The following is a 25,489-nucleotide window of genomic DNA, read 5'->3' as shown; positions in this document are numbered from 1 at the left end:
GCGCGGGGCACAGAGGTGGGCGGAACCGGAAAGACCAGAACGTGGCGTGCGTCGGCCCTGGCGGTCCGCTCGGTACGCGGTCCGCCAGGGCCGGGGAGTCTCCGGGGCGCACGCTGTGGGGTGGCGGGCGCCCGTCCGTCAGGGTGCGGTGACGGGCGTCCAGTAGGGGTGGTCCAGTGAGTGGCGCTGGTCGTCGGGGAGCCCGAGGTCGGACGGGTCGAGCTCCTCGGTGACCAGCCAGTCGCCGGAACGCACCCGGGCGACGGGGTTCCACTCGATGGCCTGGCCGTGGACGACCGTGCGCTCCAGTTCCAGTCCCAGGCCGTCCTCGATCCTTTCCTCGGCGAGGACGTACACCTCCACGGTGGAGGCGCCCGCGGTGCGCCACATCACACCGATCGGTGTGATGTCGTGAGTGGAGCCCGGGGACGGATATGTCCGCGGGTCGAACTCCGCGCTGGCCGATCGCGCTTCCTCGGAAATGTCGGTGGCGCGTTCCGTCAGGAATTCAGTGCCAGCCGATTCCGGGTCGATCTCCTGGCCGGAGGCATGGTACACGGCCACGGCCCCGCCCAGTTCAACGGTGTCGTTGGTGGAGATCGCGCGCAGGTAGGCCAGCACCATCGAGACACCGCCCTCGGCCTCGCGGGAGAACCCGACCGGGTACAGCTCCTGCATCGTTCCCCCGCTCTCCAACGGCTCGAATACCGCCAGATCGAGGTTGTCGGGTGGGGGTGGCCCTTCCGGATCGCCCGCCCCGTCGGGGCTCTCGGCTCCCGAGGGGTCGGCCGGCGCGGTGAGGACGGTCTGGACATCATCGGACGCTCCGGGTCCGCAGCCGGTCACCAGCACCAGGCCGGCCAGGACCGGTCCGAGCGCGGGCGCCAGGCCGCGGCCCGTACCTGCGGTGATTCCCGAGTGCCGTGTTCCAGCGGGTGGACCGAACAAATGTCCGGCCCTGGTTCCGGTCGCCTCGAATGGCATGGGTCTCTTTTCCGGCTTCGTCGGTTGAATTGTTCTGTTGCGTGGGGGATGGCAACGGATTTATATCATCCAGACCGGAAACGCGACATTTCGAGGAGGTAAATCGTGACCCCCCGGACACGGCGGAGCCCCGGACCCGCGCGGGGCGGATCCGGGGCTCGGGGGCGAGTCGGTCTAGCGGGCGGGCAGGACCCGGCCGGCGACCTCGCCGAAGTCCACCCGCGTGCCGCCGGGGCCGGGCGCGGTCGCGGTGATGGTGACCTCGTCGCCGTCCTCCAGGAACGTGCGCTCCGTGCCGTCGGGCAGGTGCAGGGGCTCCTTGCCGGACCAGGTCAGTTCGAGGAGGCAGCCGCGCTGGCCGGCCTCGGGTCCGCTGACCGTGCCGGAGGCGTAGACGTCGCCGGTGCGCAGGGAGGCGCCGTTGACGGTCATGTGCGCCAGCTGCTGGGCGGCGGTCCAGTACATGAGCTCGAACGGCGGGCGGGAGACCACGTGGCCGTTGATCCGCACCTCCAGACGCAGGTCCAGGCCCCACGGCTGCTCGCCCCGCAGGTAGGGCAGCGGCGCGGGGTCCTGGGCGGGCTGCTCCACCCGGGCGGCCTCCAGCGCGGACACCGGCACGATCCACGGGGAGATCGAGGTGGCGAACGACTTGCCGAGGAACGGGCCGAGCGGCACGTACTCCCAGGCCTGGAGGTCGCGCGAGGACCAGTCGTTGAGCAGGAACACCCCGAACACGTGGTCGGCGAAGTCGTCGACGGCCACACGGTCGCCCATGGGGCTGGGCGTGCCCACGACGAACCCGACCTCGGCCTCGATGTCCAGGCGGACCGAGGGGCCGAACACCGGTACGGGCTCGGTGGGCGGTTTGCGCTGGCCGGTGGGCCGCACGATGTCGGTCCCCGATACCACGACGGTGCCGGAGCGCCCGTGGTAGCCGATCGGCAGGTGCCGCCAGTTCGGGGTCAGGGGCTCCTGTTCGGGCCGGAAGATGCGGCCGACGTTGCTCGCGTGGTGCTCGGAGGCGTAGAAGTCCACGTAGTCGGCGACGGTGAACGGCAGGTGCAGCGTGACCGAGTCGCGCTCCACCAGGTGCGGGCGCACGGCCGCCTCGTGGGCGGGGTCGGTGAACCACGCGGTCAGGGCGGCGCGGACCTGGTCCCACACCGGCCGCCCTGCGGCCATGAGCGCGTCCAGGGTGGGGGCGGCGACGGTGTCGGCGAAGGGGGCGCCGACGGCGCGGGCCGCCGCGCCCAGGTCCAGGACGTGGGCGCCCACGGCCACACCGGTGCGCGGCGCGGGGTCGGCGGCGGTGCTGAACACCCCGTAGGGCAGGGTGGCCAGACCGAAGGGCGCGTCGGGATCGAGGTCGAGCCAGCTGTCGGGCATGGGGTCGCTTCCTGGTCGGTGTCGGGTGGTCAATGGGTGCGGGCCGCGGGCAGCGCGCCGAGGACCACCAGGTCCTCCAGCGGTTCGGTGACGCTGCAGGTGCCGAAGGAGCGGAAGGCGCGCCGGACGGACACGGCGTCCTCATGGGTGAGCTCGGCGACGCGGGCGGCCAGGGCCGGTCCGTCGCGGTCGGCCAGGACGGCGGCGGCCTCGTCGGGGCCCGCTCCCGCCACCAGGGTGTGGGTGGCCAGCAGGACGTTGAGGAAGCCGTGCTGCTCGAATCCCTCGGCGGTGGTGTGGCGGACGGCGTGGTGCAGTCCGGCCGTGCACTTGAAGGGCACCCCCGCCGCGACGGCCGCGTGCAGCAGCCGGGCGAGCTCGGCCTCACCGGGATGGGCCTCGGGGACGAGTCCGCCGGTGCGGAACTTGGCCTGGTGGCCCGCGGCGGACAGGGCCGCCAGGTCGGCGGGCACGTCGCCCGCGCGCGAGAGTTCGACGTAGCCCTCGGCGTCCTCGGGCAGGTGCCGGTCGAGCTGCGCGGCCGCCTCGGCGGCTCGGCCAGGTTCTGCGGCCACCTCCACCGCCGCCAGGCGCAGTGCCGGGTCGGTGCGCACGGAGGCCACCGCGGGGCCGACCTCTTCGGGTCCCGCGGGCACGGTGACCACGACGGCCAACGGCGCGTGCCCGTCGTCCTCCCGGCTCAGGAAGGTGCGCAGTTCCGCGGTGCGGGCCTGGGAGACCACGAACGGGCCGACGAAGCGGGCGCGGCGCCCGGCCAGGTGGGCGCGGTGGGCGGGGACGGCCTCGCCCATGGGCGCGTTGCCGGGCGGGAAGAGGGCGGCGTCGTCGAACAGGCGGGCGTACAGGGCGTGGGTCATGCTCTGGCCTCCTCCCAGGCGCGGCGGCGGGCTCTCATCGGCGTCCTCCGGCCCAGGTCCAGGCGTAGCCGCCGTCGTCGCAGGCCCGGCCGCCCTCCCCCAGGTCCAGCGGCCGGAAGGTGTCGACCATGACGGCGAGCTCGTCGAAGTACTGGACGCCGACACTGCGCTCGTAGACGCCGGGCTGGGGGCCGTGGGAGTGTCCGCCGGGGTGCAGCGAGATCGATCCCTGGCCGATCCCCGATCCCTTGCGGGCCTCGTAGTCGCCGCCGCAGTAGAACATGACCTCGTCGGAGTCGACGTTGGAGTGGTAGTAGGGCACCGGGATCGACTCGGGGTGGTAGTCCACCTTGCGGGGCACGAAGTTGCAGATGACGAAGTTGTGCCCCTCGAAGACCTGGTGGACGGGCGGCGGCTGGTGGACGCGGCCGGTGATGGGCTGGAAGTCGGCGACGTTGAACACGTAGGGGTACAGGCACCCGTCCCAGCCCACGACGTCGAAGGGATGGGTGGGGTAGGTGTAGCGGGTTCCGGAGATCCCGCCGGGGCCGTCGCCGCGGTGCTTGATGAGGACGTCGACCATCTCGCCCTCGACCAGCAGCGGCTCGGTGGGGCCGCGCAGGTCGCGTTCGCAGTAGGGCGCGTGCTCCAGGAACTGCCCGTAGCGGGAGAGGTAGCGCTTGGGCGGCGCGATGTGGCCGTTGGCCTCGATGGCGTAGGCGCGCAGGGGCTCGTCGCCGGTGGGCACCCAGCGGTGGGTGGTGGCGCGGGGCAGGATGACGTAGTCGCCGCCGCCGACCTCCAGGGCGCCGAACACGGTCTCCACGCGGGCGGTCCCGGACTCCACGTACACGCACTCGTCGCCGATGCCGTTGCGGTACAGCTGCGAGGGCGTCCCGGCGACCACGTAGGAGATGCGCACGTCGTCGTTGCCCAGGACGAGGCGGCGCGACTCCACGACGTCGGCGGCCTTCCAGTCCTGGTCCGAGAACAGGTCGTGCAGCCGCAGGTGGCGGGGGATCATCGGGGCGTTGCGCGTGCGGGACTGGTCCGGCACCCGCCATTCGGCGGCGTCGGCGATCGCCGAGGGGATGGCGCGGTGGTAGAGCAGGGAGGAATCGCTGGAGAACCCCTCCTCCCCCATCAGTTCCTCGTAGTACAGCCCGCCCTCGGGATTGCGGTGCTGGGTGTGGCGGGTGCGGGGCACCTCGCCGACGTGGCGGTAGTAGGCCATGGCCGTGATCTCCTTACCGTGGGCTGGGTGTGTGCGGGGCCGTCGCCGGCCCCGGGAGCGGGGCCTCGGCTCCCTCGGTGGCGTCGGCGCTGTCGGTGGCGCCGGTGGCGCCGGCGTCCTCGGCCGCCGGGCGCACCGCCCCGCCCAGGGCCGCGTGCACGGCCGCCCGCAGGGCCCCGGTGTCGGCGCCGGGCAGGACGGCGGCGACGTGGGCGTCGGGGCGCACGAGCCAGACCTGTCCGGGTTCGGGGGCCAGGGCGGCGGCCAGGGCGCCGGTGCGGTCGATGTCGTGCAGGTACAGGGCGGTGACGGGGGCGGGTGTGGCGTCCTGGGCCGCGGTGCGCACGCGGTCGAGGAAGGCCGTGCGCTCGGTGTCGGGCCCCGCGCCCACCAGCAGGGTCAGGCCCTCGCGCAGCAGGGCGCGGATCCGGGTGGGGCCGGAGTCGCCGGGGAGCGTGACGGGGGCGTCGGGCAGCACGACGCCGGGGCAGGGCGCCGGGGCGTGCCCTCGGGGCGGCCGGCCTCCGAAGGGGCGCTCGGCGCACGGGGTGGTCAGGGCGGAGCCGGTGTACCAGAAGGGTTCGGCCAGGCGGCCGGAGTCGACCTGGGCGTGCACGCCGTCGTCGGTCAGGGCCCGGTCCAGGACGCTGACGCGCCGCTCGCGCTCGGCCTCGTCGTGGGGGACGAGGAAGCGCATGGTGGCGCTGGTGACGTCGGCGTTCTCCAGCGCGGCGGCGTGGCGCTCGGTCTCGTAGGTCTCCAGGAGTTCCGTCGGCGCCCATCCGGCCCGCACGTAGGCGAGCTTCCAGGCGGCGTTCTCGGCGTCCTGGACACCGGAGTTGAGCCCGCGCGCCCCGAAGGGCGCCACCAGGTGGGCGTTGTCGCCCGCCAGGAGGACGCGGCCCACCCGCATGCGGTCGGCGGTGCGCGTGTGGAAGCGGTACACCGAGTGCCAGACGATCTCGTAGGGCGTGTCCCCGATGATCTGGCGGATCCGGGCGTCCAGCCGGCCGCTGGAGCGCTCGGTGTCCAGGTCGAAGTCCGGCGGGACCTGCCAGTCGATACGGAAGACGGAGTCGGGGCAGGGGTGGATGAGCACCTGGCGGCCGGGGTTCCACTCGGGGTCGAAGTAGAAGCGGCGCTCGCGTTCCCAGCCGGGCAGCTCGGCTCGGATGTCGCAGATGAGGAAGCGGTCGTCGAAGGAGGTGCCCTCGAAGGACGCGCCGATCGCCTCGCGCACGACCCCGCCGTGGGCGCCGAGGCAGGACAGGGCGTGGGTCCCCCGCAGGGTGACGGGTCCGCCCGCGGTGCGACAGGTGACGGTGACGCCCTCGGCGTCCTGGGTCAGGCCCTCGACCCGGTGGTTCCACAGCACCTGGACGCCCGCCCGGTCCAGGAGCTCGTCGAGGACCTGCTCGGTGCGGGACTGGGAGATGTTGACGAAGGGCGGCAGGGGCGAGGCGCCCGGGTCGGGCAGTCGGACGCTGAACAGCTCGCGGTCGCGGTAGAAGGTGCGGGCGGTGTCCCAGGTCAGGCCCTCGCGCACGAGGGTGCCGCCGCCCAGCCAGTCCCACACGTCCAGCACGTCGCGCTGCTGGCAGATGGCCTTGGATCCGACGGCGTCGCGGGCCGGTCGGCCGTCGACGATCTGGACGGGGACGCCGCGCCGGGCCAGCAGCAGGGCCGCGGTCTGGCCCACGGGGCCGGCGCCGAGCACGAGGACCGGGTCGGCGGCGGGGTCGGACGGGCTGCGTGGAGCAGGGGGACGCATGTGGGCTCCGTTCGGCTGGGGTCGATGGCGGGCGGCGGGCGGGCGACGGGACGCGGCGGTCCAGGCCGGGCGGTCAGTCCTGGAGCCGGTCCCAGACCTCGCGGTCGCGCTCGGCGGTCCAGATCACGGGGCGCTCGATGCCGGAGAACTCGTCCCACAGGCGTGAGACGTCGAAGGGCAGGCAGTGCTCGAAGATGGGCCAGTGGCCGTAGGTGCCCTCCAGCGCGCCGTGGGCGGCGGCGAAGGCCTCCCTGAGGGTGCCGCCGCGCTCGTGGACGGCGCCGACCTCGCGGATCATGGTGGTGAGGAAGCCGCGCGTCTGGGCGATGGCGGCGTCGACCTGGTCGCGTCCCCGGGTCACGGCTCCGCGCCCGCCGACGAGCATCTCCGCCTCCAGCGCGGCGACGGAGTCCAGGGTCGGTCCGGCCCAGTCGTGGTGGAAGGCGTCGCCGGTGTAGAGGGCCGCCTCGGCCTCGACGAGGTCGCCGGCGAAGAGGATGCGGTGCTTGGGCAGCCAGGCGACGATGTCGCCCTCGGTGTGGCCGCGCCCGAAGTACTCCAGCACGAGCTCGCCGCGGTCGCCGCCCAGGTCGATGGTGGTGCGGTCGGCGAAGGTCTGGGTGGGCCAGGTCAGGCCGGGCACGGAGTCGGGGTCCTTGGCCAGGCGCGGCATGCGGCCGAACTCGCTGGCCCAGTCCTCCTTGCCCCGTTCGCGGATGAGCTCGTGCGTCTTCTCGTGGGTGAGGATGATGTCGGCGTCGAAGGCGCTGGCGCCCAGGACGCGGACCGCGTGGTAGTGCGACAGGACGAGGTAGCGCACGGGCTTGTCGGTGTGCTCGCGCAGCAGGGCGAGCCAGTCCCGGGCGGCGGCGGGGGTGGCCAGCGCCTCGAAGGCGACGACGAAGTCCTCACCCTCGATCGCGCCCACGTTGGGGTCGCCCTCGGCGGTGAGCGCGTAGACACCGTCGGCCAGGACTTCCAGTGTCTGCTGCTTGGCCTCGGTGTCGGCGGAGGAGGCGAACGGCTTGGCTGCCATGGTCGAAGGCCCTTCACTCGCAGGGGCGGCTGCCGCCGCCCGAATAATCAAACATTTGATTAGTTGGACCATAACGTGCCCCACGCCACACCCCCAAGAGGCGTAGAAGGGGTGATTTAGTGATACACGTCACAGTCCCAGACTACTGTCCGCTCCCTCGCGTGTCCCCCAGGCACGACCGCGCGCCCGAAGCTCACGCCCCGATGGCGCCCCGAGCCCAGGCACTAGGCTGGGACCGTGACCCACAATCCCGCTCCCCCCAGCGATCTCACCTTCTGGTCATTCGTGGACTACGCGGTGCAGAAGGCCGAGCAGGAACTGCCCTCCGTCAACGCCGACGCCATGCGCATGGTGCTGACCCTCAACCGGGCGACGAGCATGGTCATCTACGACCTGGAGTCGAGCGTCCACCGTCCGCGCGGCCTGACCTGGCCCGGGTTCCGGGTGATCTTCGCCCTGTGGCTGGCGGGCCCGATGGAGGCCAAGACCACCGCCGAGATCTCCGGGATGAGCCGCGCCGCGCTGTCAGCCCTGCTCAACACCCTGGAGCGGGACGGCCTCATCCTGCGCGAACGAGCCACGCACGACCGGCGCGCCCTCCAGCTCAGCCTCACCGAGGACGGCTACCGGGCGATCCTGGGCGGCTTTCGCGCGCACAACCGCCGGGAGAGCGCCTGGGCCGAGGCCTTGGAGCCCGCCGAGCGCACGGAGCTCGTCCGGCTCCTCAACAAACTCATGGCCGGTTCCACGGACGCCAAGGCCAAGTTCCGCAGCTGACCCCGCGGCGCGAATTGGCCCTTGAGCCCGCCGCCGCATGCTGTGAGCATCGGGGCATGGACGACTCCCACCGCACGCGGCTGCACGCCGCCCAGCAGCAGTTCGCCCCGGAGACCACCTACCTCAACACGGCCACCCACGGCCTGGCTCCCGCCCGGGCCACCCGAGCGTTGGAACGACACGTGCGCGAGGTGGCCTCGGGTCGCTTCTCCGCCGGGTCCGCCGACGCGGTCATCGACGCGGCCCGCGCCTCCTACGCGCGGCTCACGGGCGTGCCCGTCGACCGGATCGCCGTGGGGACGCACGTCGCCCAGTTCGTCGGCACCGTCGCCGCCACCGTGCCCGCGGGCGCCGAGGTGCTCGTGCCCGTCCGCGAGTTCGCCTCCGTGGGGTTCCCCTTCATGGCCCGGGAGGGCGTGACCGTACGCGAGGTGCCCCTGGAACGACTGCCCGACGAGGTCGGCCCGGGCACCGCCATGGTGGCCGTGTCGGCCGTGCAGTCCGCCGATGGGGCGATCGCGCCCCTGGAGCAGCTGATCACCGCCTGCCGGAACCACGGGGCACGGCTGCTGGTGGACACCACCCAGGCCGCCGGATGGCTGCCGGTCCCCTGCGACCGGATCGACTACACCGTGTGCAGCACCTACAAGTGGCTGCTCGGGCCGCGCGGTGCGGCCTTCCTGACCGGCACGGCCGAGGCGCTGGCCGAGCTGGCGCCGCTCGCGCCGAACTGGTTCGCGGGCGCCGAGCCGTGGAACTCCCTCTACGGCGGGCCACTGCGGCTGGCCACGGAGGCGCGCCGTCTGGACCTGGCGCCGGTGTGGTCGGCGTGGCTCGGCCTGGCGCCGGCCCTGGAGCTGATCGAGGAGGTCGGGGTGGAGACGATCCGCGCCCACGACGCCGCGCTCGGCGACCGGCTGCGCGCCGCCCGGGACATGGCGCCCACGGGTTCGGCTATCGTCTCGCTGCCCGCGCCCGAGGGCGCCGCCGAACGCGTCGCGGAGGCGGGCGTGGTCGCGGCCGTGCGCGACGGGCGGCTGCGAGCCTCGTTCCACCTGTACAACGACGAGTCCGACGTGGACCGCCTGGTCAAGGCCCTGGGCTAGGGCGTGTCCCCCCGCGGGCCCGCGAGGAACACGACCTGGCCGCCCCGCCCCGCCCGGCCTGTCGGGCGGGGCGGGGCGGCATCGACTAGAAGACGACGGAGCACAGCGGGGCGTGGGGCACCCGCAGCGCCGCGTCGAGCCGCTCCGCGGTGCCCGGGGTGTGCTCGGTGACGATGCCCGCGGCCAGCTGCGCGGCGAGCGTGTGCTGGCCCAGGAAGGCCGCGCCGAGGTGGGACACGTCCAGCGACAGGTCCGGAGCGCTCTCGGCGGGCTCGACCCTGGCGCCGCCGGCGTCGCCCTTGATCCGCCAGCGTCCGGCGTTCCAGGGCGCGTGGCGGTCGGAGACCTCCACGACCGCCTCGACCGGCGCCGCGTAGGCGCGTTCGGTCAGGGCCGCGCGCACGTCCACCAGGCGCACCCACAGCGCGGTCCCCGGGACCGCGCCGATCCGCTGCCGGTCGGCCGCCAGCGACCAGAGGGGGTCGTCCATCGCGGTGGACTCCAGCACGACCTTGGCGATCAGGTCGCGGCCGAAGACGTGCTCGTACAGCGCGACCCGCGCGGCGGGGGTGGGTGAGACCAGCTCCTGGACGCGCAGTTCGCTCTGCGGACCGGTCGAGCCCCAGTCGGCCCGGGTGCGGTACAGCGCGTACCCCTGGGGGCCCTCGGGTCCGCTCACGACGACCGCCCACAGGGGGCCGTTGCCGCCGCGCTCGTCGGGCGCGTCGCGCAGCAGGCGGTCCCACCAGCCCTGGGAGCGCTGGAAGCGCCCGATCCGGCTGGCGGCCTCCTGACGGAAGAGCGCCTCCAGCTCCGCGCGGACCTGACCGGGCTCGGCCATGCGCACGGTCAGCTCCGGGTCGCGGGGCGCGTCGGCGCGCAGCGCGGCGTAGGGGGTGGCGATGGACAGCTCCGCCTCCATGGAGGCGGCCCCGTAACCGAACCGGCCGTAGATGCCGCCCTCGCTCGCCCAGAGCGCCGCGACGCTCTCGCCGGCCTCGCGCAGGTCGTGGAGCTGGCGCCGCATGAGCGCGCTGAGGACCCCGCGCCGCCGGTGGGTGGGCCACACGCCCACTCCGGTCACGCCCGCGACCTGGCGGGGACCGCCCGGCATGGCCATCTCGAAGTCGAAGGAGTTGACGGCGCCGACGACCTCGTCGCCGTCCACCGCCACCAGGATCCGGTCGAGGCCGGGCCCGTCCATGATGGGGAGCAGCCGCTCCACACGGGTCGGCACGTCCGACGGGGACAGCAGGGCCTCTCCCACCACCCTGGCCACCTCGGGGAACTCGTCGCGGTCGATGCCGCGCACGGTCCATTCGGCGGAGCGCGAGGTGGACGGATCGGTAACGGGGTTGTTCGTCATGCCCGCATGCCTACCAGGCCGACCACGGCTCCGGCCACAGGTTTTCCGGTAAGCGAGTAACGGCGTGTCGGTGCGGGCAAGCCTTCCTTGTGACGCACTCGACCTCCTCCCGCCCCGACCGCCCCGACCGCCACCCCGATGGTGGTCGACCCAGACTCGTGGTGGGGGTGGACGCGGGCGGCACGAGCGCGCGGGCCCTGGTCACGACATTGACGGGCCGACGGCTCGGGGAGTCCTGGGCCGGGGGCGCCAACCCCAACACGCACGGGGCCCAGCACGCGGCCGCCCAGCTCGCCGAGGCGGTCGAGGGCGCCCTGGACCAGGCCGGTCCCTGGTCGCGCGCGGCGGTGGAGACCGTCGTCGTGGGGCTGGCCGGGGTGTCGGCCCTGCGCGACCCCGACACGCGCGCGGTCATGGAGGGCGCGCTGGCCGAGGCCGGGCTGGGGTCCGTGGAGGGCGAGTTCACCGGCGACGACGAGATCGCCTTCGCCGCGGGGACCCCGGTCGCCGACGGCACCGTGCTCATCGCGGGCACGGGGGCGATCGCCACCCGGATCGTGGGGCGGCGGCGTGACCGCTCGGCCGACGGGATGGGCTGGCTGATCGGCGACGACGGCTCGGCGTTCTGGATCGGGCACCAGGCGGCCAAGGAGACGGCCCGCCAGCTCTCGCACGGCGGAGAGCTGAGCCCGCTGGCCCGCTCGGTGGCCAAGGAGGTGATCCCGGGCCAGCGGCCGGTCGACGGGGACGGGCACCTGCCCGAGGAGCACGCCCGCAACTTCGCGCGCACGCTGACCGCCGCTCCCCCGGTCCGGCTCGCCGCGTTCGCGCCCATGGTCAGCCAGGCCCACGAGCTGGGGGATCCGGCGGCCGAGGTGATCATCGACGCCGCGGCGGGCCATCTGGCCCAGTCGGTCCACCAGGTGCGCACCCCCGGTGAGTGCAGGCCCATCGTCCTGGCCGGGGGCGTCCTGCTGCACTCGGATCCCCTCCGCGAGGCGCTCACCCGCAAGCTGGCCCTGGGCGCGGCCGGGTCGAGCATCGTCCTGGCCGGCTCCACCGCCGGCGGCGCGGCCTGGCTGGCGGCGCTGCGCGCGGGGGCCGCGGAGTCCGACCACCGCCTGCACGAGGCCTTCACGCTCAGGGACGGGGACCACGACCGCACCGACGCGGCCTGAGGCGGAGGCGGCGCGGGGCCTCCTGAGCGCCGAGCCGGGGGCCGGGCCTGCGCCGCACGGCCCCGGGGGCCGATTTGCCTCCGCGGGACGAATGTGCGAGCCTATGTCGTCATCTTTCGGAAAGGGCCGATCGTGATGCTCGGCATGGCTCCCGGTCCGGTGCTCGGCGACTCCTCCCCTCCCGCTCGGACGCGGGGACGGTAGCGCCTGCCTCTCGTCGTACGCACCCCCGTGCCCCGGCACGGGCCGTTCGCCCTGCTCCTCGTCGAAGTGCTCCTCCCACCACCGCGTGATCCACATCCCGAGGAGTACTCCATGCCCACGATCGGCTGGGTCGAGGACGACGTCCCCCGCACCGCCCTCTGGCACTCCGAGAGCGCCGTGCCCGCGCCCGCGCGGGTCGTGCTCGCGGACGACCGGACCAGGGCCGACACCGCCTACCGGCGGGCCAAAGCGGGCACCGCCCTGCTGTGGCGGGGCGACTTCCCCAACGCGCGGGCCCTACTGACGGCGATGGGCCGCCGCGTCGACCGCGAGGGACAGCGCCCCGGTGAGGACCCGGCGGAGGCCTTCCGCCTGCAGCGCCGGGCCCGTGCCCACCGCGCGCGAGTGCTGGGCCGACTCCTGGTCCTGCTGGACGGTGACCACCGGCTGGATCTGCCCCGGGCCCCCGACGTGCGCCAGGCCTGCGCCGAGGCGTACGGCCCGCCCTCGGAGCCGGTCGCCGTCTCGCTGACGGAGCTGCTCGGGGTCATCGGAGCCCAGCAGTGGCGCGCCAAGGGCGTGGAGGTGCCGGCGCTCGGCGCGCGCGTGCACCCGCACTACGGTGTGTTCTCGCCGACCCGGAGCGAGTACGTCGACCTCGTGGCGCAGGCGCCCCTGCCCTGGGCGCACGGCCCGGACACGGCACGTCGCACCGCCTTCGACCTCGGAACGGGGACGGGAGTGCTGGCGGCCGTGCTCGCCCGCCGCGGCATCGGCCGCGTCGTGGCCACCGACATCAGCCCGCGCGCCCTGGACTGCGCGCGGGAGAACGTGCGCCGGCTGGACCTGTTCGGGCACGTCGACGTGGTGGGGCCCCGGCTCTTCCCCGACGGGCGCGCGGACCTCATCGTGTGCAACCCGCCCTGGCTGCCCGCCCGGCCCACCTCCGCTCTCGAACTGGGTGTGTACGACGAGGACGGGGGCATGCTCCATGCCTTCCTCGGCGGGCTCGCCGACCACCTGACGCCCGGTGGCGAGGGGTGGCTCGTGCTGTCGGACCTGGCCGAGCGGCTCGGGCTCAGGCCGCCCGGGGCGGTGCCCGCCGCCGCGGAGGCGGCGGGGCTGCGCGTGGTCGACAGGCTCGACACCCGGCCTCGGCACCCGCGGTCCGCGGACGCCGCCGACCTCCTCCATGCCGCCCGCGCGGCGGAGGTCACCTCGCTGTGGCGTCTGGCCGCGGGTCCCGCCGCCGGTTAGGCCGCGTCTTCGGTCGTGATCGCCGTGCCCGCGGTGCGCCCGGTCGGAGGCCGGATCGGTCGTCGCCGTCCTTCGCGGCATGGCGGGCTCGCGGTGGCCCGCGGCAGAGCGCTCCCTAGAGGTCGAGGTTCTCCAGGGCGATGAGGTAGGCCTCCCCGAAGGTGGGGAACTGGACGATGGAGTCGGACAGGACCGACAGGGGCAGGCGCGCACGGATCGCCAGGGCGGCGGTGTGGATCCACTCCGAGGCCAGTGGCGCGAACGCCCACGCCCCCACCAGGACGCCGCGCTCGCGGTCGGCGACCAGGCCCAGCGTGCCGCGCGGTTCGGTGTCGTAGGTCCAGGGTCGGGCCAGCGTCTGGGGCAGGTCGGCCTCGGCGGTGACGGTGTCGATCCCCTGCTCACGGGCCTGGGACTCGGTGAGCCCCACGGCCGCGATCTCGGGGTCGGAGAACACCACGCGCGGGATGCCGGTGTAGTCGGCGGTGCGGTCGCCGCCCAGGATGTTGTCGGCGACCAGACGGCCCTGGTACTTGGCGACGTGGGTGAACAGCGCCTGCCCGGTGACGTCGCCGGTGCCCCACAGGCCCGGCGCCGCCCGGCAGCGCTCGTCCACGACCAGGCCGGTGCGGTCCAGTTCGACGCCGGCTTCCTCCAGACCCAGGCCGTCGGCGCGGGGACGGCGGCCGGTCGCCAGCACGATCACGTCCGTGCGCACGGTGGTGCCGTCGGACAGGGACGCGACGACCTCGGTCCCCTCGCGTTGGACGGAGGCGACCTCGGCGCCGGTGCGCACGGTGATGCCGTCGCGCGCGAACTGGTCGGTGACGAGTTCGCACAGGCGCGGTTCCTCGCGGTCCATCAGACGCGGGCCGCGCTGGACGACGGTCACGTTCGTGCCCATCCTGGCCAGGAACTGGCCGAGCTCCACGCCCACGGCGCTGCCGCCGATCACCAGGGCGCGCCGGGGGATCTCGGTCAGGGTGGTGGCCTCACGGTTGGTCCACACCATGGTGGAGTCGAGGTCGTCGAGCCCTTCCACGGGCGGGCGCAGCGCGGCGGAGCCGGTGGCGACCACGACGTGGTCGGTGCTGATCTCGGTCCCGCCGACCTCCACCCGCCAGGGGTCGCGCCCGGTGACACGGCCCTGGCCCTTGAGGACGAGGGCGCCCTGGTCCTGGTATCCCTTGACCTGCGCCGAGTCGTCCAGGTGGCGGATCATCTGGTCCCGGTAGGCGCGCAGGGCGGGCCAGTCCAGAGCGGGGCGCGCCAGGCCCGCGGCGCCGTCGGCGGCCGCACGGGCCTCCTGCGGCCGCAGCAGCGTCTTGGTGGGGATGCAGGCCCAGTAGCCGCACTCCCCGCCGATGAGTTCGCGCTCGGCCACCGCCACACGCTTGCCCGCGGCGAGCAGTCGGCCCGCGACCGTCTCCCCGCCGGGTCCCATGCCGATCACGACCGCGTCCATGTGTTCCATACCTGGCTCCGTCCACCGTCCGTCGGGGTCGACTCCGATGGTGTCGGCTGGGCGGCGTGTCGGGAAGGCCCGACACGCGCGCCCTCGCCGTGTCCGGCGCGCACACGCCGCCGTCAGTGCGGCCGATCGGACCGCCAGATGCGGGGCGGCCGGCCGGTGACCAGTTCGTGCGCGCGCAGGACCTGGATCCGCCACGGTTCCAGGCGCAGGACGTGGAACCCGGGATCGGTGGGCCCGCCGGGCCAGTACGCGCCGGGGTCGTAGCCCGCGCCGGGCGGGCTGCCCCTGCGGTAGAGCTCCCACACGTGCTCGCGGACGCCGGGATCGTCGTCCCACGTGGCGACCACATCGGCGGAGGCGGTGTGCTGGGCCGGGCTCCAGTACGAGAACGTCGCGTGCGGGTTGGCGGCCAGGTGCGCGGCCTTGACCGGGGTGCGGAACGTGCCGAGCCAGCCGGTCGGGGTCTCCCCCTCGGTCTCCCAGACGGGGATGAGCACGCGCGAGCGTGGGCGCCCGCGGGTGTCGACGGTGGTCATGGTGGCGTAGACGACGCTGCCGACGGTGCGGTCGAAGTCGGCGCGCAGGTCGGCGAAGGCGGTGCCCGCGCGGCGGGTCCCGGTGCTCATGAGGCCTCCCCCATGCGCTCCAGGACGACGATGGGGATGCCGTAACGCGTGACGCGTGCGTAGTGGTGGTACACGGGCGCCTCGTGGGTCACCTTCCGCCACAGCCGTTCGTACTCCTGACCGTGGACCTCGCGGGCGCGCACGGTGAAGCGCTCGGCGCGCACCTGGACCTCGGCCTCGGGATGGGCCAGGAGGTTGCGGTACCAGTTCGGCGGGGTGGGCGCGCCCGGCACCGATCCGCTGGCCACCAGGACGTAGCGGTCGCCGTCGCGGCCGAAGAAGACGCCGGTGCGGCGGCGCAGGCCGGACGTGCGGCCCACGGTGGTCAGGACGAGGTTGGTGGTCCCGCCCTCCCGGTAGCCGTCCTCGCCGTCGGTGGCCAGGTAGCGGCGGACGTGCTCGGTCACGGACGGGTCGGGGCTGTCGGTCGCCGCGACGGTGTGTTCGCGTGTCTCGTTCATGGCACCACCGTGCGGCACGCGGCTCCGGATCGGCTCAGGACCGGCTCAGGGCCGCCGTCGGCAGCCCCGGGACCGGACGCCGACCGCCGGACCGCCGGAGCAGCGGGCCCGCGCAGCCGCTGGAACCCTCAGGACAGCCGGGACACCCCCGGTCCCGAGCCCGCTTGGACCCAGCAGGCCATCACGTGGTCGATCCGCCGGAACACCGGGCCGATCACGGGTGGGTGGGCGACTCCACGGCCTGGTCGGGGGTGAGGCCACGGCCCCGGCCGCGCTCCTTGTCCAGGGCCCCGGCCTCCAGCGCGGCGCCCACGCGCGCCTCGATCCGGTCGACGTCGCCGCGTTCGGCCGGGGGCAGCGGCGCTCCCACCGAGTCGCGCAGGGCGTCGGCGGCGCCGAGCAGCCGGGCGGCGTGCGCCGGGTCCCCGGCCAGCGACCGGGCGCCCGCCAGGCCCTCCAGGGCCAGGGCGAGGGCGCGCGGGTCACCCGTGCGCCGCGCGGCCTCCAGACCGCGCCGGTGGAGGGCCTCGGCACCGGGCGCGTCCCCGCCCTGTTCGGCGGCGAAGCCCAGTTCGGCCAGGATGAGCGCCGCGCCGAAGTCCGATCCGGCCCGCAGGTGCCAGTCCAGCCACGCGCCCAGGTGCTCGCAGGCGGCGTCGAGATCGCCCCTGCGGCGGGCGACAAGCCCGAGCCCGAGGACCGCCGACTCCTCCCCCACCACGTGGCCGTGCTCGACCGCGATGCGCCGGGCCCGCTCGTGCAGGTCCTCGCTGCGGTCGAAGTCCCCCTGGAGCAGGGCGACGCGGCCCAGGGAGGTGAGCCGTTCACCGACCTCGGTCCACAGTTCCAGGGCTTCGGCGGTGCGCAGCGCGGCGCGGTGGTGGCGGGCGGCGGTGTCCAGGTCGCCGGTGACCTCGGCGAGGGAACCCAGGAGGTAGGTGGCCAGGGCCTGGCCCCACCGGTCGCCGAGTTCGGTGAACAGGGCCAGGGCGCGCCCGGCGTGCTCGCCGATCGCGGCGAGGTCGCTCCGGGCGAAGGCCTTGCGGGCCAGGCTGGCCACCAGCGCCGCCGCGACCCAGGGTTCGGCGCGGCCCCGGGCGCCCGCCCGGACCCGGCGGGTGAGGTCGCCCTCCTCGCCGGCGGAGAAGCCGTCGCGCACGTGCAGGAGGTACCACCCGGCCCGCAGTCGGGCGTCGGAGTCCAGGGGGCCGGGAGCGACGGGTGCGTCGGGTCGGCTCCGCCCGATGCCGTGGGCCAGCCCTTCGCGCCACAGGGCGGCCGTGCGCCGGTCGCCGTCGCTGTCCCCGGCGGCGGCGTCGCCGTCGGCCGGCGCCAGGGCCAGCGCGGCGTCGAGCGCGCGCACGCCCTCGGCCAGGCGCCCGCGCATCACCCAGTACCAGGCCTGGGCGTTGACCAGGCGTAGAGCGGCGTCGGCCGCGCCGGTGGCCGTGGCGGTCTCCAGTGCGCGCCGGAGGTTGGCCGACTCGGTGTCCAGCAGGCGCAGCCACCGCCGCTGGTCCGCGGTGCGCAGGTGGGGGTCGGCGCGTTCGGCCAGGGCGGTGTAGTGGTCCAGGTGGCGCCGGCGGACCGCCGGTTCCTCGCCCGTCTCGCGCAACCGCTCGGCGGCGTAGGCGGCCACCGACTCCAGCAGTCGGTAGCGGGGTCGCGGCCCGTGGGCGGCCACGGTCACCAGGGAGCGGTCGACCAGCCCGGTGATCAGGTCCAGCACGCGCGGGCCGGGCAGGTCGGCGTCGGCGCACACGGCCTCGGCCGCCTCCAGGTCGCAGCCGTCTGCGTGGACGCTGAGTCGGCGCAGCACCGCGCGTTCGCCCTCGGGTAGCGGCTCCCAGCTCCAGTCCAGGACGGCGCGCAGGGTGCGCTGGCGGTCGGGCGCGTCGCGCGGCCCGGAGGAGAGCAGGGCGAAGCGGTCGTCCAGGCGGGCGGCGAGCGCGTGCACGCCGAGGGCGCGGACCCGGGTGGCGGCCAGTTCCAGGGCGAGCGGTACGCCGTCCAGACGGCGGCACAGGGCGGCGACCGCGTCGGCGTCGGCGTCGGTGACCTCGAAGGCGGGGTCGGCCGCGGCGGCGCGCTCGGTGAAGAGCCGGACGGCGGCGCTGTCCCGGACGTCGCGCGCCGGGGCGCCGGGTTCGGGGAGGGTCAGGGGCCGGACCGGCCAGACGTGCTCGCCGGTCAGGGCCAGCGGCACCTGGCTGGTGGCCAGGACCCGCACACCGGGGGCGGCGCGCAGCAGGGCGGCGACGAGTGCGGCGACCGGCTCCGCCACGTGCTCGCAGTTGTCCAGGACCAGGAGCAGGCGGCGGGCGCGCACGGCGTCGGCGAGGCGGGCCACGGGCGAGGCGGCGTCGGGCGCGGGGAAGGGGCTGGAGGCGGCGGTGTCGTCGCGCACGTCGAGCCCGGCCGCCACGACGGCGGTGACCGCGTCCAGCAGGTCCCCGGGGCCGGATCCGGCGGTGACTCCGGAGAGTTCGACCAGGCGCACGCCGTCGGGCGACGGAACGGCGTCCGCCGCCGCGAGGGCGAGCCGGGTCTTGCCGACGCCGCCGGGCCCGGTGAGGGTGACCAGCCGGGCGGTGCCGAGCAGGGCGCGGACACGGGCGACGTCCTCGTCGCGGCCGACCAGGGAGCTGGTGGGAACGGGCAGGTCCGGTACCCGTCGGGTGCGCTCGGCGGTGGCCGCGGCCGTGGCGGACGGGGGCGCGCCCAGGGCGGGGTCCTGGGCCAGGACGGCCTGGTGCAGGGCGACGAGGTCGGGGCCGGGGTCCAGGCCCAGGGTGTCGGCCAGGTGGGTGCGCAGGCGCTGGTAGGACTCCAGGGCCTCGGCCTGGCGGCCGGAGCGGTAGAGGGCGCGCATGTGGACGGCGCGCAGCCGTTCGCGCAGGGGGTGGCGTTCGACCTGGTCGCCGAGCTCGTCGGCGACCAGGTCGTGCTCGCCGAGTTCGACGCGGACCTCGGCCTGGTCCTCCAGGGCGGTCAGGCGCTGCTCCTCCAGGCGGGTGACGGCCGCGCGGGCGAAGGGGTGGTCGGCGACGTCGCCGAAGGCGGGGCCGCGCCACAGGGCCAGGGCGTCGCCGAGCAGGGCGGCGCGGCCCGCGGGGTCGGCGGCTGCGCGGGCGCGGGCGATCAGTGTTCGGAAGTCCTGGGAGTCGACGTCCTCGGGGGCGGTGTCGAGGAAGTAGCCGGGGGCACGTGAGACCAGGAGGGCGCGGGCGCCGGGCTCGGCGCCCTCCAGGGCCCGGCGCAGTTGGGAGGCGCGGGTCTGCAGGGAGGCGGCGGGGTTGGCGGGCAGGGCACCGCCCCACAGGTCCTCGACCAGCCGGTCGGCGGGCACGACGCGGCCCGGGTCGACGAGCAGGCCCGCGAGCAGGAGCCGGACCTTGACCTCGGGGACGCGCACGGGCCGACCTTGGGAGGTCCACACCGCCAACGGACCCAGTACGCCGAATCGCATGCGTAGAGCCTAGGGCGGGCGGAGAGCCGGGCGCGCACCGACCTGGCACCGCGTCACGCCGTGCACGGGGCGGGTGGTGCACCGGCTGATCGGCGCGCGGGATGGGCCCTTCGGCACCGCTCGACGCTCGCCCGCGCACAGTGCGCGGCGATGACCTGCGACTTCAGACGTCCCGGCGCTCGCCCTGAGCAGTTCTGGAGGGAGCCCGAAGCCGCGCTCGCCACGGTGGGTCCATCAACCCCACGGTGCGAGGAGCGGGACATGGACGGGACGCGGCCACGGGTGGCGATCGTGATCGGCGGAGGCGGGGCGCCCCGGTTCGAGGCCGCGGTCGCGGACTGGATGACGCGCCTGGCGCACACCGCCACGGGCCTGGAGGCGGCCACGATCGACCTGGCCGCCGCCTGCCTGCCCGTGGATCCGCCCCCGTCCGGGTCCCAGGCTCCGAACGCCGACGGGGTCGACGGGGCCGCCGACACCCGGCCCTGCTCGGTGCGCGACCTGGCGCCGTGGCTGGCCGAGGCCGACGCGTTCGTCGTGGTCACCGCGGAATACCACCACGGCGCGCCTGGCCCGCTCAAGACGGCCGTCGACTGGTTCGACGCCGAGTGGTGGGCCAAGCCGGTCGGGTTCTGCTCCTACGGCGAGCGGACCGGGGGCGCGCACGCCACGCGCCAGCTGCGCGAGGTGTTCGCCGGCGCGCACGCCGTCCCGGTGCGCGACGCGGTCGACCTGCGCTCCCCCGACGCCTCGCTGCTACCTGAGGCGGGACCGGCCGCCGAGGGCATGCTCGGCCAGCTCGACTGGTGGGCCCGCGCGCTCCGGCTGGCCCGCGACCGGTGTCCCCGCACGTTCTGAGACCTGCGCGGTGCCCCCTGCACTCGCCACACCATCCATCCTCGAAGGGAATCTCATGACCACGCACGACGCAGTCACGGCGGCGCCACGGGCGACCGCACGCAGTTGGCTGGGGCTGGTGGTGCTGTTGTTGCCCACCGTGCTGCTGTTCCTGGCAATGACCGTCCTGTTCCTGGCCACCCCCTACATCGCCGTCGACCTGGCGCCGAGCAGCGGCCAGCTGCTGTGGATCAACGACATCTACGGGTTCGTGATGGCCGGGTTCCTGGTCACCATGGGCACCCTGGGCGACCGGGTCGGACGCCGGCGCCTGCTGCTGGTCGGCGCTGCGGTGTTCGGCGCCGCCTCGGTGGCCGCCGCCTACGCTCCGGGCCCGGAGGTCCTCATCGCGGCACGGGCGCTGATGGGACTGGGCGCCGCGGCGCTGATGCCCGCCACCCTGTCCCTCATCACCACGATGTTCCGTGACGAGCGCCAGCGGGGCGTGGCGATCGGACTGTGGGCGGCCTCGGTCTCCGTGGGCGTGGCCCTGGGCCCACTCGTGGGCGGACTGCTGCTGGAGGCCTTCTGGTGGGGCGCCGCGATGCTGGTGGGCGTGCCGGTGATGGCGCTGGTGCTGGTCACCGTGCCCCTGTTGGTCCCGGAGTACCGCGCCCCGCAGGCGGGCCGCCTGGAGCCGCTCAGCGTCGTCCTGTCGCTGGCCGCCCTGCTCCCGTTCGTGTACGGGATCAAGAAGCTCGCCGAGACGGGTCCGTCCGCGCTGCCGGTGGCCGCGCTGGTGGCGGGCGTGGTGTTCGCGGTGGTGTTCGTCCGCAGGCAGCTGCGGCTGGCCGACCCCCTGCTCGACATCCGGCTGTTCGCGAACAGGACCTTCAGCGGAGCGCTGGGCGTGTTCATGCTCGCGGCCATCGCCCTGGGCGGCGTGTACCTGCTGTTCACCCAGTACCTGCAGCTGGTGGCCGAGGAGTCGCCGCTGCGGGCCGGGCTGTGGATCCTGCCGGCGGCGATCGCGCTGGTCGTCGTCTCGACGGTGACCCCGATGCTGGCGCGCCGGGTGCGGCCCGCCCACCTGATCGCGGCCGGCCTGGCGCTGTCGACCGCGGGCTACCTGGTCATGACTCAGGTCGGTTCCGAAGCGGGTCTGGGACTGCTGGTCACGGGCTTCTACATCCTCTACCCCGGCATCGCGCCGACCATGGCGCTGGTCCCCGGTCTGGTCATGGGCGCGGCCCCGCCGGAGAAGGCCGGTGAGGCCTCGGCCGTCGAGAGCACCGCCAGCGACCTGGGTGTGGCGCTCGGTGTGGCCCTGTTGGGCAGCGTGGGCGCGGCGGTCTACCGCCTGGACGCCGCCGACGCGGCGCGGACCGCGGGGGCGGGAGCGGAGCAGGCGGGCGAGAGCCTTCCCGGCGCGCTGACCGCCGCCGAGGCGATGCCGGCCGACGCGGCGGCGGCGCTGGTGGACTCGGCGCAGGCCGCCTTCACCGACGGGCTCAACGCGGCCGCCTGGATCGCCGCGGCGCTCTCCGCCGTGGGCGCGGTCCTGGCGCTGGTGCTGCTGCGCCACGTGCCGCCGACCGGATCCGCCACCGCGGAGCCCGCCGCACCGGAGGCGGCCGCGGTTCCTGGGAACGCGGACCCGAAGACCGCGGCAACCAGGACCGCGACCCTGAAGGGCACGGACCGAGAACGGGAGGACAGCGGGGTCTGAGACCTGGGCCGGAGCCCGTCGCGGTGCGGACCGCGGCGGGCTCCGGCGCGTGCGGTCCCACACCGGGCCGTGCGGCGTGTCACGCCCCGGACGTACCTCGGCGCCCGCGGGGGCGTGGTGTACTGACGGGTCGACACCGCCAGCATCCCCGGAAGGAAGCCGTCCCGGCGCACGCGCATGTCCACCCAGACCCTTCTCATCGTCCTCGACCTCATCGGGGTCTTCGCCTTCGCGCTGGACGGTGCCCTGACGGCCATCCGCACCGCGCGCGTGGACATCGTCGGTGTCATGTCGCTGGGCGTGATCACCGCCATCGGCGGCGGTATCATCCGCGACGTGCTGCTGGGGGTGACGCCCGCGACCTTCCAGGACTGGCGGTACCTGGTGACCGCGCTGGCCGGCGCGACCCTGGCGTTCTTCCTCAGCAGTCAGTTGAGCCAGCTGAGCAAACCGATCCTGCTCTTCGACGCCGCGGGCCTGAGCCTGTTCGTGGTGATCGGCGCGACCAAGGCGATGGAGCTGGGTTTCGGCCCGCTCCAGGCGACGATCCTGGGCGTGATCACCGGCGTGGGCGGCGGGACCATCCGCGACGTCCTCCTCAACCGGGTGCCGACGGTGCTCAGCGCGAACTCGCACCTGTACGCCGTCCCGGCCGCGCTCGGCGCGGGCTTCGTGGTCGCGGTGTCCTTCTTCGGCCTCGGCGCGGGCTGGGTCGCGGTGGTGGGCGCCGTCCTGTGCTTCGTCGTGCGCGTGCTGGCGCTGCGCTACCGGTGGAACGCCCCGTCCCCGCCCGGTGCGCCCCCGCTGTAGTCCAGGGCGCGCGCGGCGGTGCGCCGCAGGATCGCGACCATGGCCGGAACGGGGTCGGTGGCACGGCCGCGGTGGACGGCGAAGATCTCCCTGGCCGGGCTGGCGCCCCTGAGCGGGCGTGCGACCCAGCCCCCGCCGCGGGCCGCGACCAGAATACTGCGCGGGATGAGCGCCACGCCGACACCCGCCTCGATGAGCGCCAGCGCCACCTCGTAGTCGCGGGTCTCGTAGGTGACGTTCAGGCGGAGCCCGGCCGCCGCGGCGGCGTCGTCCAGGGTGACACGGTTGTGGATGCCGGGCGCGCCGCAGATCCATTCCTCCCCCGCCAGGTCGGCCAGGGACAGCTCCCGGTCGGCGACGGGGTGGCCGGTGGGGGCCACGACCATGAGCGGGTCCACGAGGACCCGCTCGCGGTGCAGCCCTCCGGCCCGGGGCAGGGGCGCGCCCGGGTAGCGGTGCGTGATGAGCAGGTCCAGGTCGCCGGAGGTGACCAGGTCGTAGCCGCCCGGCGGTTCGATGTCCGACAGAGACAGGCGCACGTGGGGGTGTTCGCTGCCGAACGCGGCGAGCGTGGCGGGCAGCAGGACCTTGCCCGCGCTGGCGAAGGCGCCCAGGGACAGGCGCCCCGGCGGCTCGCCGGCCACGGCCCGGACCGCGGCCTCGGCGTCGCGGAGCTGGCCCAGGACGCGTTCGCCGTGGTCGAGCAGGACCAGGCCGGCCTCGGTGAGCGTGGCGCCGGTGCGTCCGCGTTCGACGAGCAGGCAGCCCACCTCTCGCTCCAGCTTGGTCAGCTGCTGGGAGAGGGCGGGCGGGGTGAAGGAGAGCCGCTGGGCCGCGGCGGCGATGGATCCGGCGTGCGCGATCTCCACCAGCACGCGCAGCCTGTTGGCGTCCAGCATGCTGTTCCCCCCGCTCAACAAAGTCCGGCACAAAGTTCTGCTTACGGTTCTTTAGCAAGCCCAACTTTAAGTTAATGCCCGGTCGCGGCAGAGTGGTCCCATGAGCCCCAGAACCGCGCACGCAGTCCCCACGGCCACCGACGTCCGAGCCGCCGCGGAACGCATCGCTCCCTACGCCCGGCGCACGCCCGTCCTGCACACCGAGATCGACGGCCGCCCGGTCTCGCTGAAGCTGGAGTACCTCCAGCGCACGGGCGCGTTCAAGCTGCGCGGAGCCCTCAACGCCCTGCTCGCCGGCCCGGCGACCGACCGGGTCATCACCGCCTCGGGCGGCAACCACGGGCTCGGGGTGGCCACGGCGGCCCGCCTGCTGGGCGTGCGCGCCACGGTCTACGTCCCGAGGACGATCCCCGAGGCCAAGGCCGCTCCCCTGGCGGCCACCGGCGCGGAGATCGTCCGGGTGGGCGAGGAGTACGCGCAGGCCGCGGCCGAGGCCCGCTCGCGCGCCCGGGCCGAGGACGTGCGCTACCTGCACGCCTACGACGACGCCCTCGTCGTGGCCGGCCAGGGCACCATCGGCCTGGAGATCGCCGCCGACGCGCCCGAGTGCGACACCGTCGCGGTCGCCGTCGGCGGGGGCGGGCTCGTGGCCGGGGTCCGCCTGGGGTCGGGCGACCGGCGCGTGGTGGGAGTGGAGCCGCGCGGCTGCCAGAGCCTGCACGCCGCGCTGGCGGCCGGCCACCCCGTGCAGGGCCCCGTGGACTCGGTCGCCTCCTCCGCCCTGGGCGCGGCCACCCTGGGCGAGGTGCCCTTCGAAGTGCTGCGGTCGCACCCGGTGACGACCGCGCTGGTCGGCGACGAGGAGATCCTGGCCGCCCAGGACCGCTTGTGGGAGGAGTTCCGCATCGCCACCGAGCCGGCCGCCGCGGTGCCCTTCGCCGCCTGGCTGGCCGGACTGGTGCCCGGCGAGCGCCCCTGCCTGGTGGTGTGCGGCGCCAACGCCGAGTGGCGCCGCACCGCCTGAGCCGCGCGGTGGCCGGCGCCGCGGGGACGGCGCCGGTCCTCACCTGGGACGATGCCCGCCACTCGATCCGGCGGGTGACACACAGCACTCCGTGGGCCCCGACGCAGTGGTTACCGGCCGGTCGCCCTTACATTGGTGTGCGTCATCCACTGAACGAGTGAGGGAGAACACGTGCTCTACGGTGCGTTGCGGCAGACCGCGGCGGTGCTCGCCCGGACCCTGTGCCGCCCGACCATCGAGGGCCGTGAGAACGTCCCTGCCCAGGGCGCCGTCCTGCTGGCCAGCAACCATCTGTCGTTCGTCGACAGCGTGGTCATCCCGCTCTCGGTCACGCACAGGCGGGTGCGCTTCCTGGCCAAGAGCGACTACTTCGAGGGCACCGGTCTCAAGGGCCGGGCCACCAAGACCCTGTTCGGCTCGCTGGGCGCGATGCCGGTGCGGCGCGGCAACGCCCGGGACGCCATGCTCTCGCTGGAGATGATGCTGGACCGGCTGCGCGAGGGCGAGGCGTGCGTCGTCTACCCCGAGGGCACCCGTTCCCGGGACGGGCGCCTGTACCGGGGCCGCACCGGGGTGGCCCACCTGGCCCTGGAGTCCAAGGCTCCGGTCGTGCCGGTGGCGGTCTCGGGCACGGAGCGGGTCCAGCCGATCGGCACGTCGATGCCCCGGCCGCACCCCTTCACGGTGCGCTTCGGCGAGCCGCTGGACTTCTCCACCGGCTACGACCACCTGGCCCCGGGCAAGGCGCGCCGGGAGATCACCGACCGCGTCATGGACGCCATCCACGCCCTGTCCGGCCAGGAGCGCGCCAACGAGTACAACTCCTTCTCCTCCGAGGAGTAGACCGGTCGGCGCGGGCGCGCGGAGCCGCGCCGACCTGGCCGCGACCGGCCCTAGGGCGTGTATGACGGACACTCACCCTGCTGCGCGACGCCCCAGCGGCACCCTCACTGCGTTCTCATCAGTCAACAGCCACACCA

General features: G+C 74.7%; 21 protein-coding genes. 9 read left to right on the top strand and 12 right to left on the bottom strand.

Annotation, left to right across the window (positions count from 1 at the left end; genetic code table 11):
* Window positions 1–138: 138 nt before the first annotated feature.
* From DFP74_RS21435 to DFP74_RS21410, 6 genes are all read right to left on the bottom strand, one after another.
* Entirely contained in the window at window positions 139–984 is an 846-nt protein-coding gene (locus tag DFP74_RS21435) for a hypothetical protein (protein WP_147453898.1), read from the bottom strand.
* 174 nt (window positions 985–1,158) lie between these two features.
* Window positions 1,159–2,373: a fumarylacetoacetase gene (fahA, locus tag DFP74_RS21430; RefSeq protein ID WP_121184116.1), complete on the bottom strand. Its 1,215-nt coding sequence runs from the start codon at window positions 2,371–2,373 to the stop codon at window positions 1,159–1,161.
* Window positions 2,374–2,402: 29 nt separating this feature from the next.
* The gene (locus DFP74_RS21425) at window positions 2,403–3,251 is read right to left on the bottom strand and encodes a hypothetical protein (RefSeq protein ID WP_121184114.1); all 849 of its coding nucleotides are present in this window, start codon (window positions 3,249–3,251) and stop codon (window positions 2,403–2,405) included.
* A 34-nt stretch (window positions 3,252–3,285) separates the two neighbouring features.
* The gene (locus DFP74_RS21420; RefSeq protein ID WP_121184112.1) at window positions 3,286–4,485 is read right to left on the bottom strand and encodes a homogentisate 1,2-dioxygenase; all 1,200 of its coding nucleotides are present in this window, start codon (window positions 4,483–4,485) and stop codon (window positions 3,286–3,288) included.
* A gap of 13 nt (window positions 4,486–4,498) precedes the next feature.
* Window positions 4,499–6,256 (bottom strand): FAD-dependent monooxygenase, encoded by a 1,758-nt coding sequence (locus tag DFP74_RS21415; protein WP_121184110.1) that lies wholly within the window; start codon window positions 6,254–6,256, stop codon window positions 4,499–4,501.
* Between the two features lie 73 nt (window positions 6,257–6,329).
* Complete coding sequence (locus tag DFP74_RS21410) at window positions 6,330–7,292, bottom strand: MBL fold metallo-hydrolase (RefSeq protein WP_121184108.1); 963 nt, start codon at window positions 7,290–7,292, stop codon at window positions 6,330–6,332.
* A gap of 237 nt (window positions 7,293–7,529) precedes the next feature.
* Here DFP74_RS21410 and DFP74_RS21405 point away from each other — a divergent pair, with 237 nt between their 5' ends.
* Window positions 7,530–8,069 (top strand): MarR family winged helix-turn-helix transcriptional regulator, encoded by a 540-nt coding sequence (locus tag DFP74_RS21405; protein ID WP_121184106.1) that lies wholly within the window; start codon window positions 7,530–7,532, stop codon window positions 8,067–8,069.
* A 56-nt stretch (window positions 8,070–8,125) separates the two neighbouring features.
* A complete protein-coding gene (locus DFP74_RS21400) occupies window positions 8,126–9,175 on the top strand; it encodes an aminotransferase class V-fold PLP-dependent enzyme (RefSeq protein WP_121184104.1) in 1,050 nt (349 codons plus the stop codon).
* 85 nt (window positions 9,176–9,260) lie between these two features.
* Here DFP74_RS21400 and DFP74_RS21395 read toward each other — a convergent pair whose 3' ends face one another.
* A complete protein-coding gene (locus DFP74_RS21395; protein ID WP_121184102.1) occupies window positions 9,261–10,541 on the bottom strand; it encodes a GNAT family N-acetyltransferase in 1,281 nt (426 codons plus the stop codon).
* Window positions 10,542–10,708: 167 nt separating this feature from the next.
* On the opposite strand from DFP74_RS21395, the gene DFP74_RS21390 reads away from it, so the two are divergent.
* Both DFP74_RS21390 and DFP74_RS21385 read left to right on the top strand, forming a co-directional pair.
* Window positions 10,709–11,719, top strand: coding sequence for an N-acetylglucosamine kinase (locus DFP74_RS21390; RefSeq protein WP_121188412.1), 1,011 nt, complete (start codon window positions 10,709–10,711; stop codon window positions 11,717–11,719).
* A 315-nt stretch (window positions 11,720–12,034) separates the two neighbouring features.
* Window positions 12,035–13,180 (top strand): class I SAM-dependent methyltransferase, encoded by a 1,146-nt coding sequence (locus DFP74_RS21385; protein WP_121184100.1) that lies wholly within the window; start codon window positions 12,035–12,037, stop codon window positions 13,178–13,180.
* A gap of 115 nt (window positions 13,181–13,295) precedes the next feature.
* Here the strand turns inward: DFP74_RS21385 and DFP74_RS21380 are convergent, their stop codons facing one another.
* From DFP74_RS21380 to DFP74_RS21365, 4 genes are all read right to left on the bottom strand, one after another.
* On the bottom strand, window positions 13,296–14,654 hold the full coding sequence (locus DFP74_RS21380) for an NAD(P)/FAD-dependent oxidoreductase (RefSeq protein WP_121184098.1): 1,359 nt from the start codon (window positions 14,652–14,654) through the stop codon (window positions 13,296–13,298).
* A gap of 113 nt (window positions 14,655–14,767) precedes the next feature.
* A complete protein-coding gene (locus DFP74_RS21375; protein ID WP_121184096.1) occupies window positions 14,768–15,280 on the bottom strand; it encodes a pyridoxamine 5'-phosphate oxidase family protein in 513 nt (170 codons plus the stop codon).
* Window positions 15,277–15,741, bottom strand: coding sequence for a nitroreductase/quinone reductase family protein (locus DFP74_RS21370; protein ID WP_121184094.1), 465 nt, complete (start codon window positions 15,739–15,741; stop codon window positions 15,277–15,279). Before DFP74_RS21370 ends, DFP74_RS21375 begins: the two co-directional genes overlap by 4 nt.
* A 214-nt stretch (window positions 15,742–15,955) precedes the next feature.
* A complete protein-coding gene (locus DFP74_RS21365) occupies window positions 15,956–19,210 on the bottom strand; it encodes a BTAD domain-containing putative transcriptional regulator (RefSeq protein ID WP_121184092.1) in 3,255 nt (1,084 codons plus the stop codon).
* Window positions 19,211–19,471: 261 nt separating this feature from the next.
* Here DFP74_RS21365 and DFP74_RS21360 point away from each other — a divergent pair, with 261 nt between their 5' ends.
* From DFP74_RS21360 to DFP74_RS21350, 3 genes are all read left to right on the top strand, one after another.
* A complete protein-coding gene (locus DFP74_RS21360) occupies window positions 19,472–20,068 on the top strand; it encodes an NADPH-dependent FMN reductase (RefSeq protein ID WP_121184090.1) in 597 nt (198 codons plus the stop codon).
* A 55-nt stretch (window positions 20,069–20,123) separates the two neighbouring features.
* Complete coding sequence (locus tag DFP74_RS21355) at window positions 20,124–21,776, top strand: MFS transporter (protein ID WP_121184088.1); 1,653 nt, start codon at window positions 20,124–20,126, stop codon at window positions 21,774–21,776.
* Window positions 21,777–21,953: 177 nt separating this feature from the next.
* Window positions 21,954–22,586, top strand: coding sequence for a trimeric intracellular cation channel family protein (locus DFP74_RS21350; RefSeq protein ID WP_121184086.1), 633 nt, complete (start codon window positions 21,954–21,956; stop codon window positions 22,584–22,586).
* Here DFP74_RS21350 and DFP74_RS21345 read toward each other — a convergent pair.
* The gene (locus DFP74_RS21345; protein ID WP_121184084.1) at window positions 22,541–23,485 is read right to left on the bottom strand and encodes a LysR family transcriptional regulator; all 945 of its coding nucleotides are present in this window, start codon (window positions 23,483–23,485) and stop codon (window positions 22,541–22,543) included. The two genes, DFP74_RS21350 and DFP74_RS21345, sit on opposite strands and share 46 nt — an antisense overlap.
* A gap of 100 nt (window positions 23,486–23,585) precedes the next feature.
* Between DFP74_RS21345 and DFP74_RS21340 the strand changes: the two genes are divergently transcribed.
* Together DFP74_RS21340 and DFP74_RS21335 are read left to right on the top strand one after the other, a co-directional pair.
* On the top strand, window positions 23,586–24,509 hold the full coding sequence (locus DFP74_RS21340; RefSeq protein ID WP_121184082.1) for a serine/threonine dehydratase: 924 nt from the start codon (window positions 23,586–23,588) through the stop codon (window positions 24,507–24,509).
* Window positions 24,510–24,680: 171 nt separating this feature from the next.
* Window positions 24,681–25,352, top strand: coding sequence for a 1-acyl-sn-glycerol-3-phosphate acyltransferase (locus DFP74_RS21335; RefSeq protein WP_121184080.1), 672 nt, complete (start codon window positions 24,681–24,683; stop codon window positions 25,350–25,352).
* The last annotated feature ends 137 nt before the right edge of the window (window positions 25,353–25,489 follow it).

It is taken from the genome of Nocardiopsis sp. Huas11 (genome assembly GCF_003634495.1).
Taxonomy (GTDB): domain Bacteria; phylum Actinomycetota; class Actinomycetes; order Streptosporangiales; family Streptosporangiaceae; genus Nocardiopsis.
Note: the sequence above shows the minus strand (reverse complement) of the source record. Positions and strands in the feature narration are given on the sequence as shown.

Coding starts and splice junctions, on each gene's coding strand:
- DFP74_RS21435 (WP_147453898.1), bottom strand. CDS start 984: ATGCCATTCGAGGCGACCGGAACCAGGGCCGGACATTTGTTCGGTCCA.
- fahA (WP_121184116.1), bottom strand. CDS start 2,373: ATGCCCGACAGCTGGCTCGACCTCGATCCCGACGCGCCCTTCGGTCTG.
- DFP74_RS21425 (WP_121184114.1), bottom strand. CDS start 3,251: ATGACCCACGCCCTGTACGCCCGCCTGTTCGACGACGCCGCCCTCTTC.
- DFP74_RS21420 (WP_121184112.1), bottom strand. CDS start 4,485: ATGGCCTACTACCGCCACGTCGGCGAGGTGCCCCGCACCCGCCACACC.
- DFP74_RS21415 (WP_121184110.1), bottom strand. CDS start 6,256: ATGCGTCCCCCTGCTCCACGCAGCCCGTCCGACCCCGCCGCCGACCCG.
- DFP74_RS21410 (WP_121184108.1), bottom strand. CDS start 7,292: ATGGCAGCCAAGCCGTTCGCCTCCTCCGCCGACACCGAGGCCAAGCAG.
- DFP74_RS21400 (WP_121184104.1), top strand. CDS start 8,126: ATGGACGACTCCCACCGCACGCGGCTGCACGCCGCCCAGCAGCAGTTC.
- DFP74_RS21395 (WP_121184102.1), bottom strand. CDS start 10,541: ATGACGAACAACCCCGTTACCGATCCGTCCACCTCGCGCTCCGCCGAA.
- DFP74_RS21385 (WP_121184100.1), top strand. CDS start 12,035: ATGCCCACGATCGGCTGGGTCGAGGACGACGTCCCCCGCACCGCCCTC.
- DFP74_RS21380 (WP_121184098.1), bottom strand. CDS start 14,654: ATGGAACACATGGACGCGGTCGTGATCGGCATGGGACCCGGCGGGGAG.
- DFP74_RS21375 (WP_121184096.1), bottom strand. CDS start 15,280: ATGAGCACCGGGACCCGCCGCGCGGGCACCGCCTTCGCCGACCTGCGC.
- DFP74_RS21370 (WP_121184094.1), bottom strand. CDS start 15,741: ATGAACGAGACACGCGAACACACCGTCGCGGCGACCGACAGCCCCGAC.
- DFP74_RS21365 (WP_121184092.1), bottom strand. CDS start 19,210: ATGCGATTCGGCGTACTGGGTCCGTTGGCGGTGTGGACCTCCCAAGGT.
- DFP74_RS21360 (WP_121184090.1), top strand. CDS start 19,472: ATGGACGGGACGCGGCCACGGGTGGCGATCGTGATCGGCGGAGGCGGG.
- DFP74_RS21355 (WP_121184088.1), top strand. CDS start 20,124: ATGACCACGCACGACGCAGTCACGGCGGCGCCACGGGCGACCGCACGC.
- DFP74_RS21350 (WP_121184086.1), top strand. CDS start 21,954: ATGTCCACCCAGACCCTTCTCATCGTCCTCGACCTCATCGGGGTCTTC.
- DFP74_RS21345 (WP_121184084.1), bottom strand. CDS start 23,485: ATGCTGGACGCCAACAGGCTGCGCGTGCTGGTGGAGATCGCGCACGCC.
- DFP74_RS21340 (WP_121184082.1), top strand. CDS start 23,586: ATGAGCCCCAGAACCGCGCACGCAGTCCCCACGGCCACCGACGTCCGA.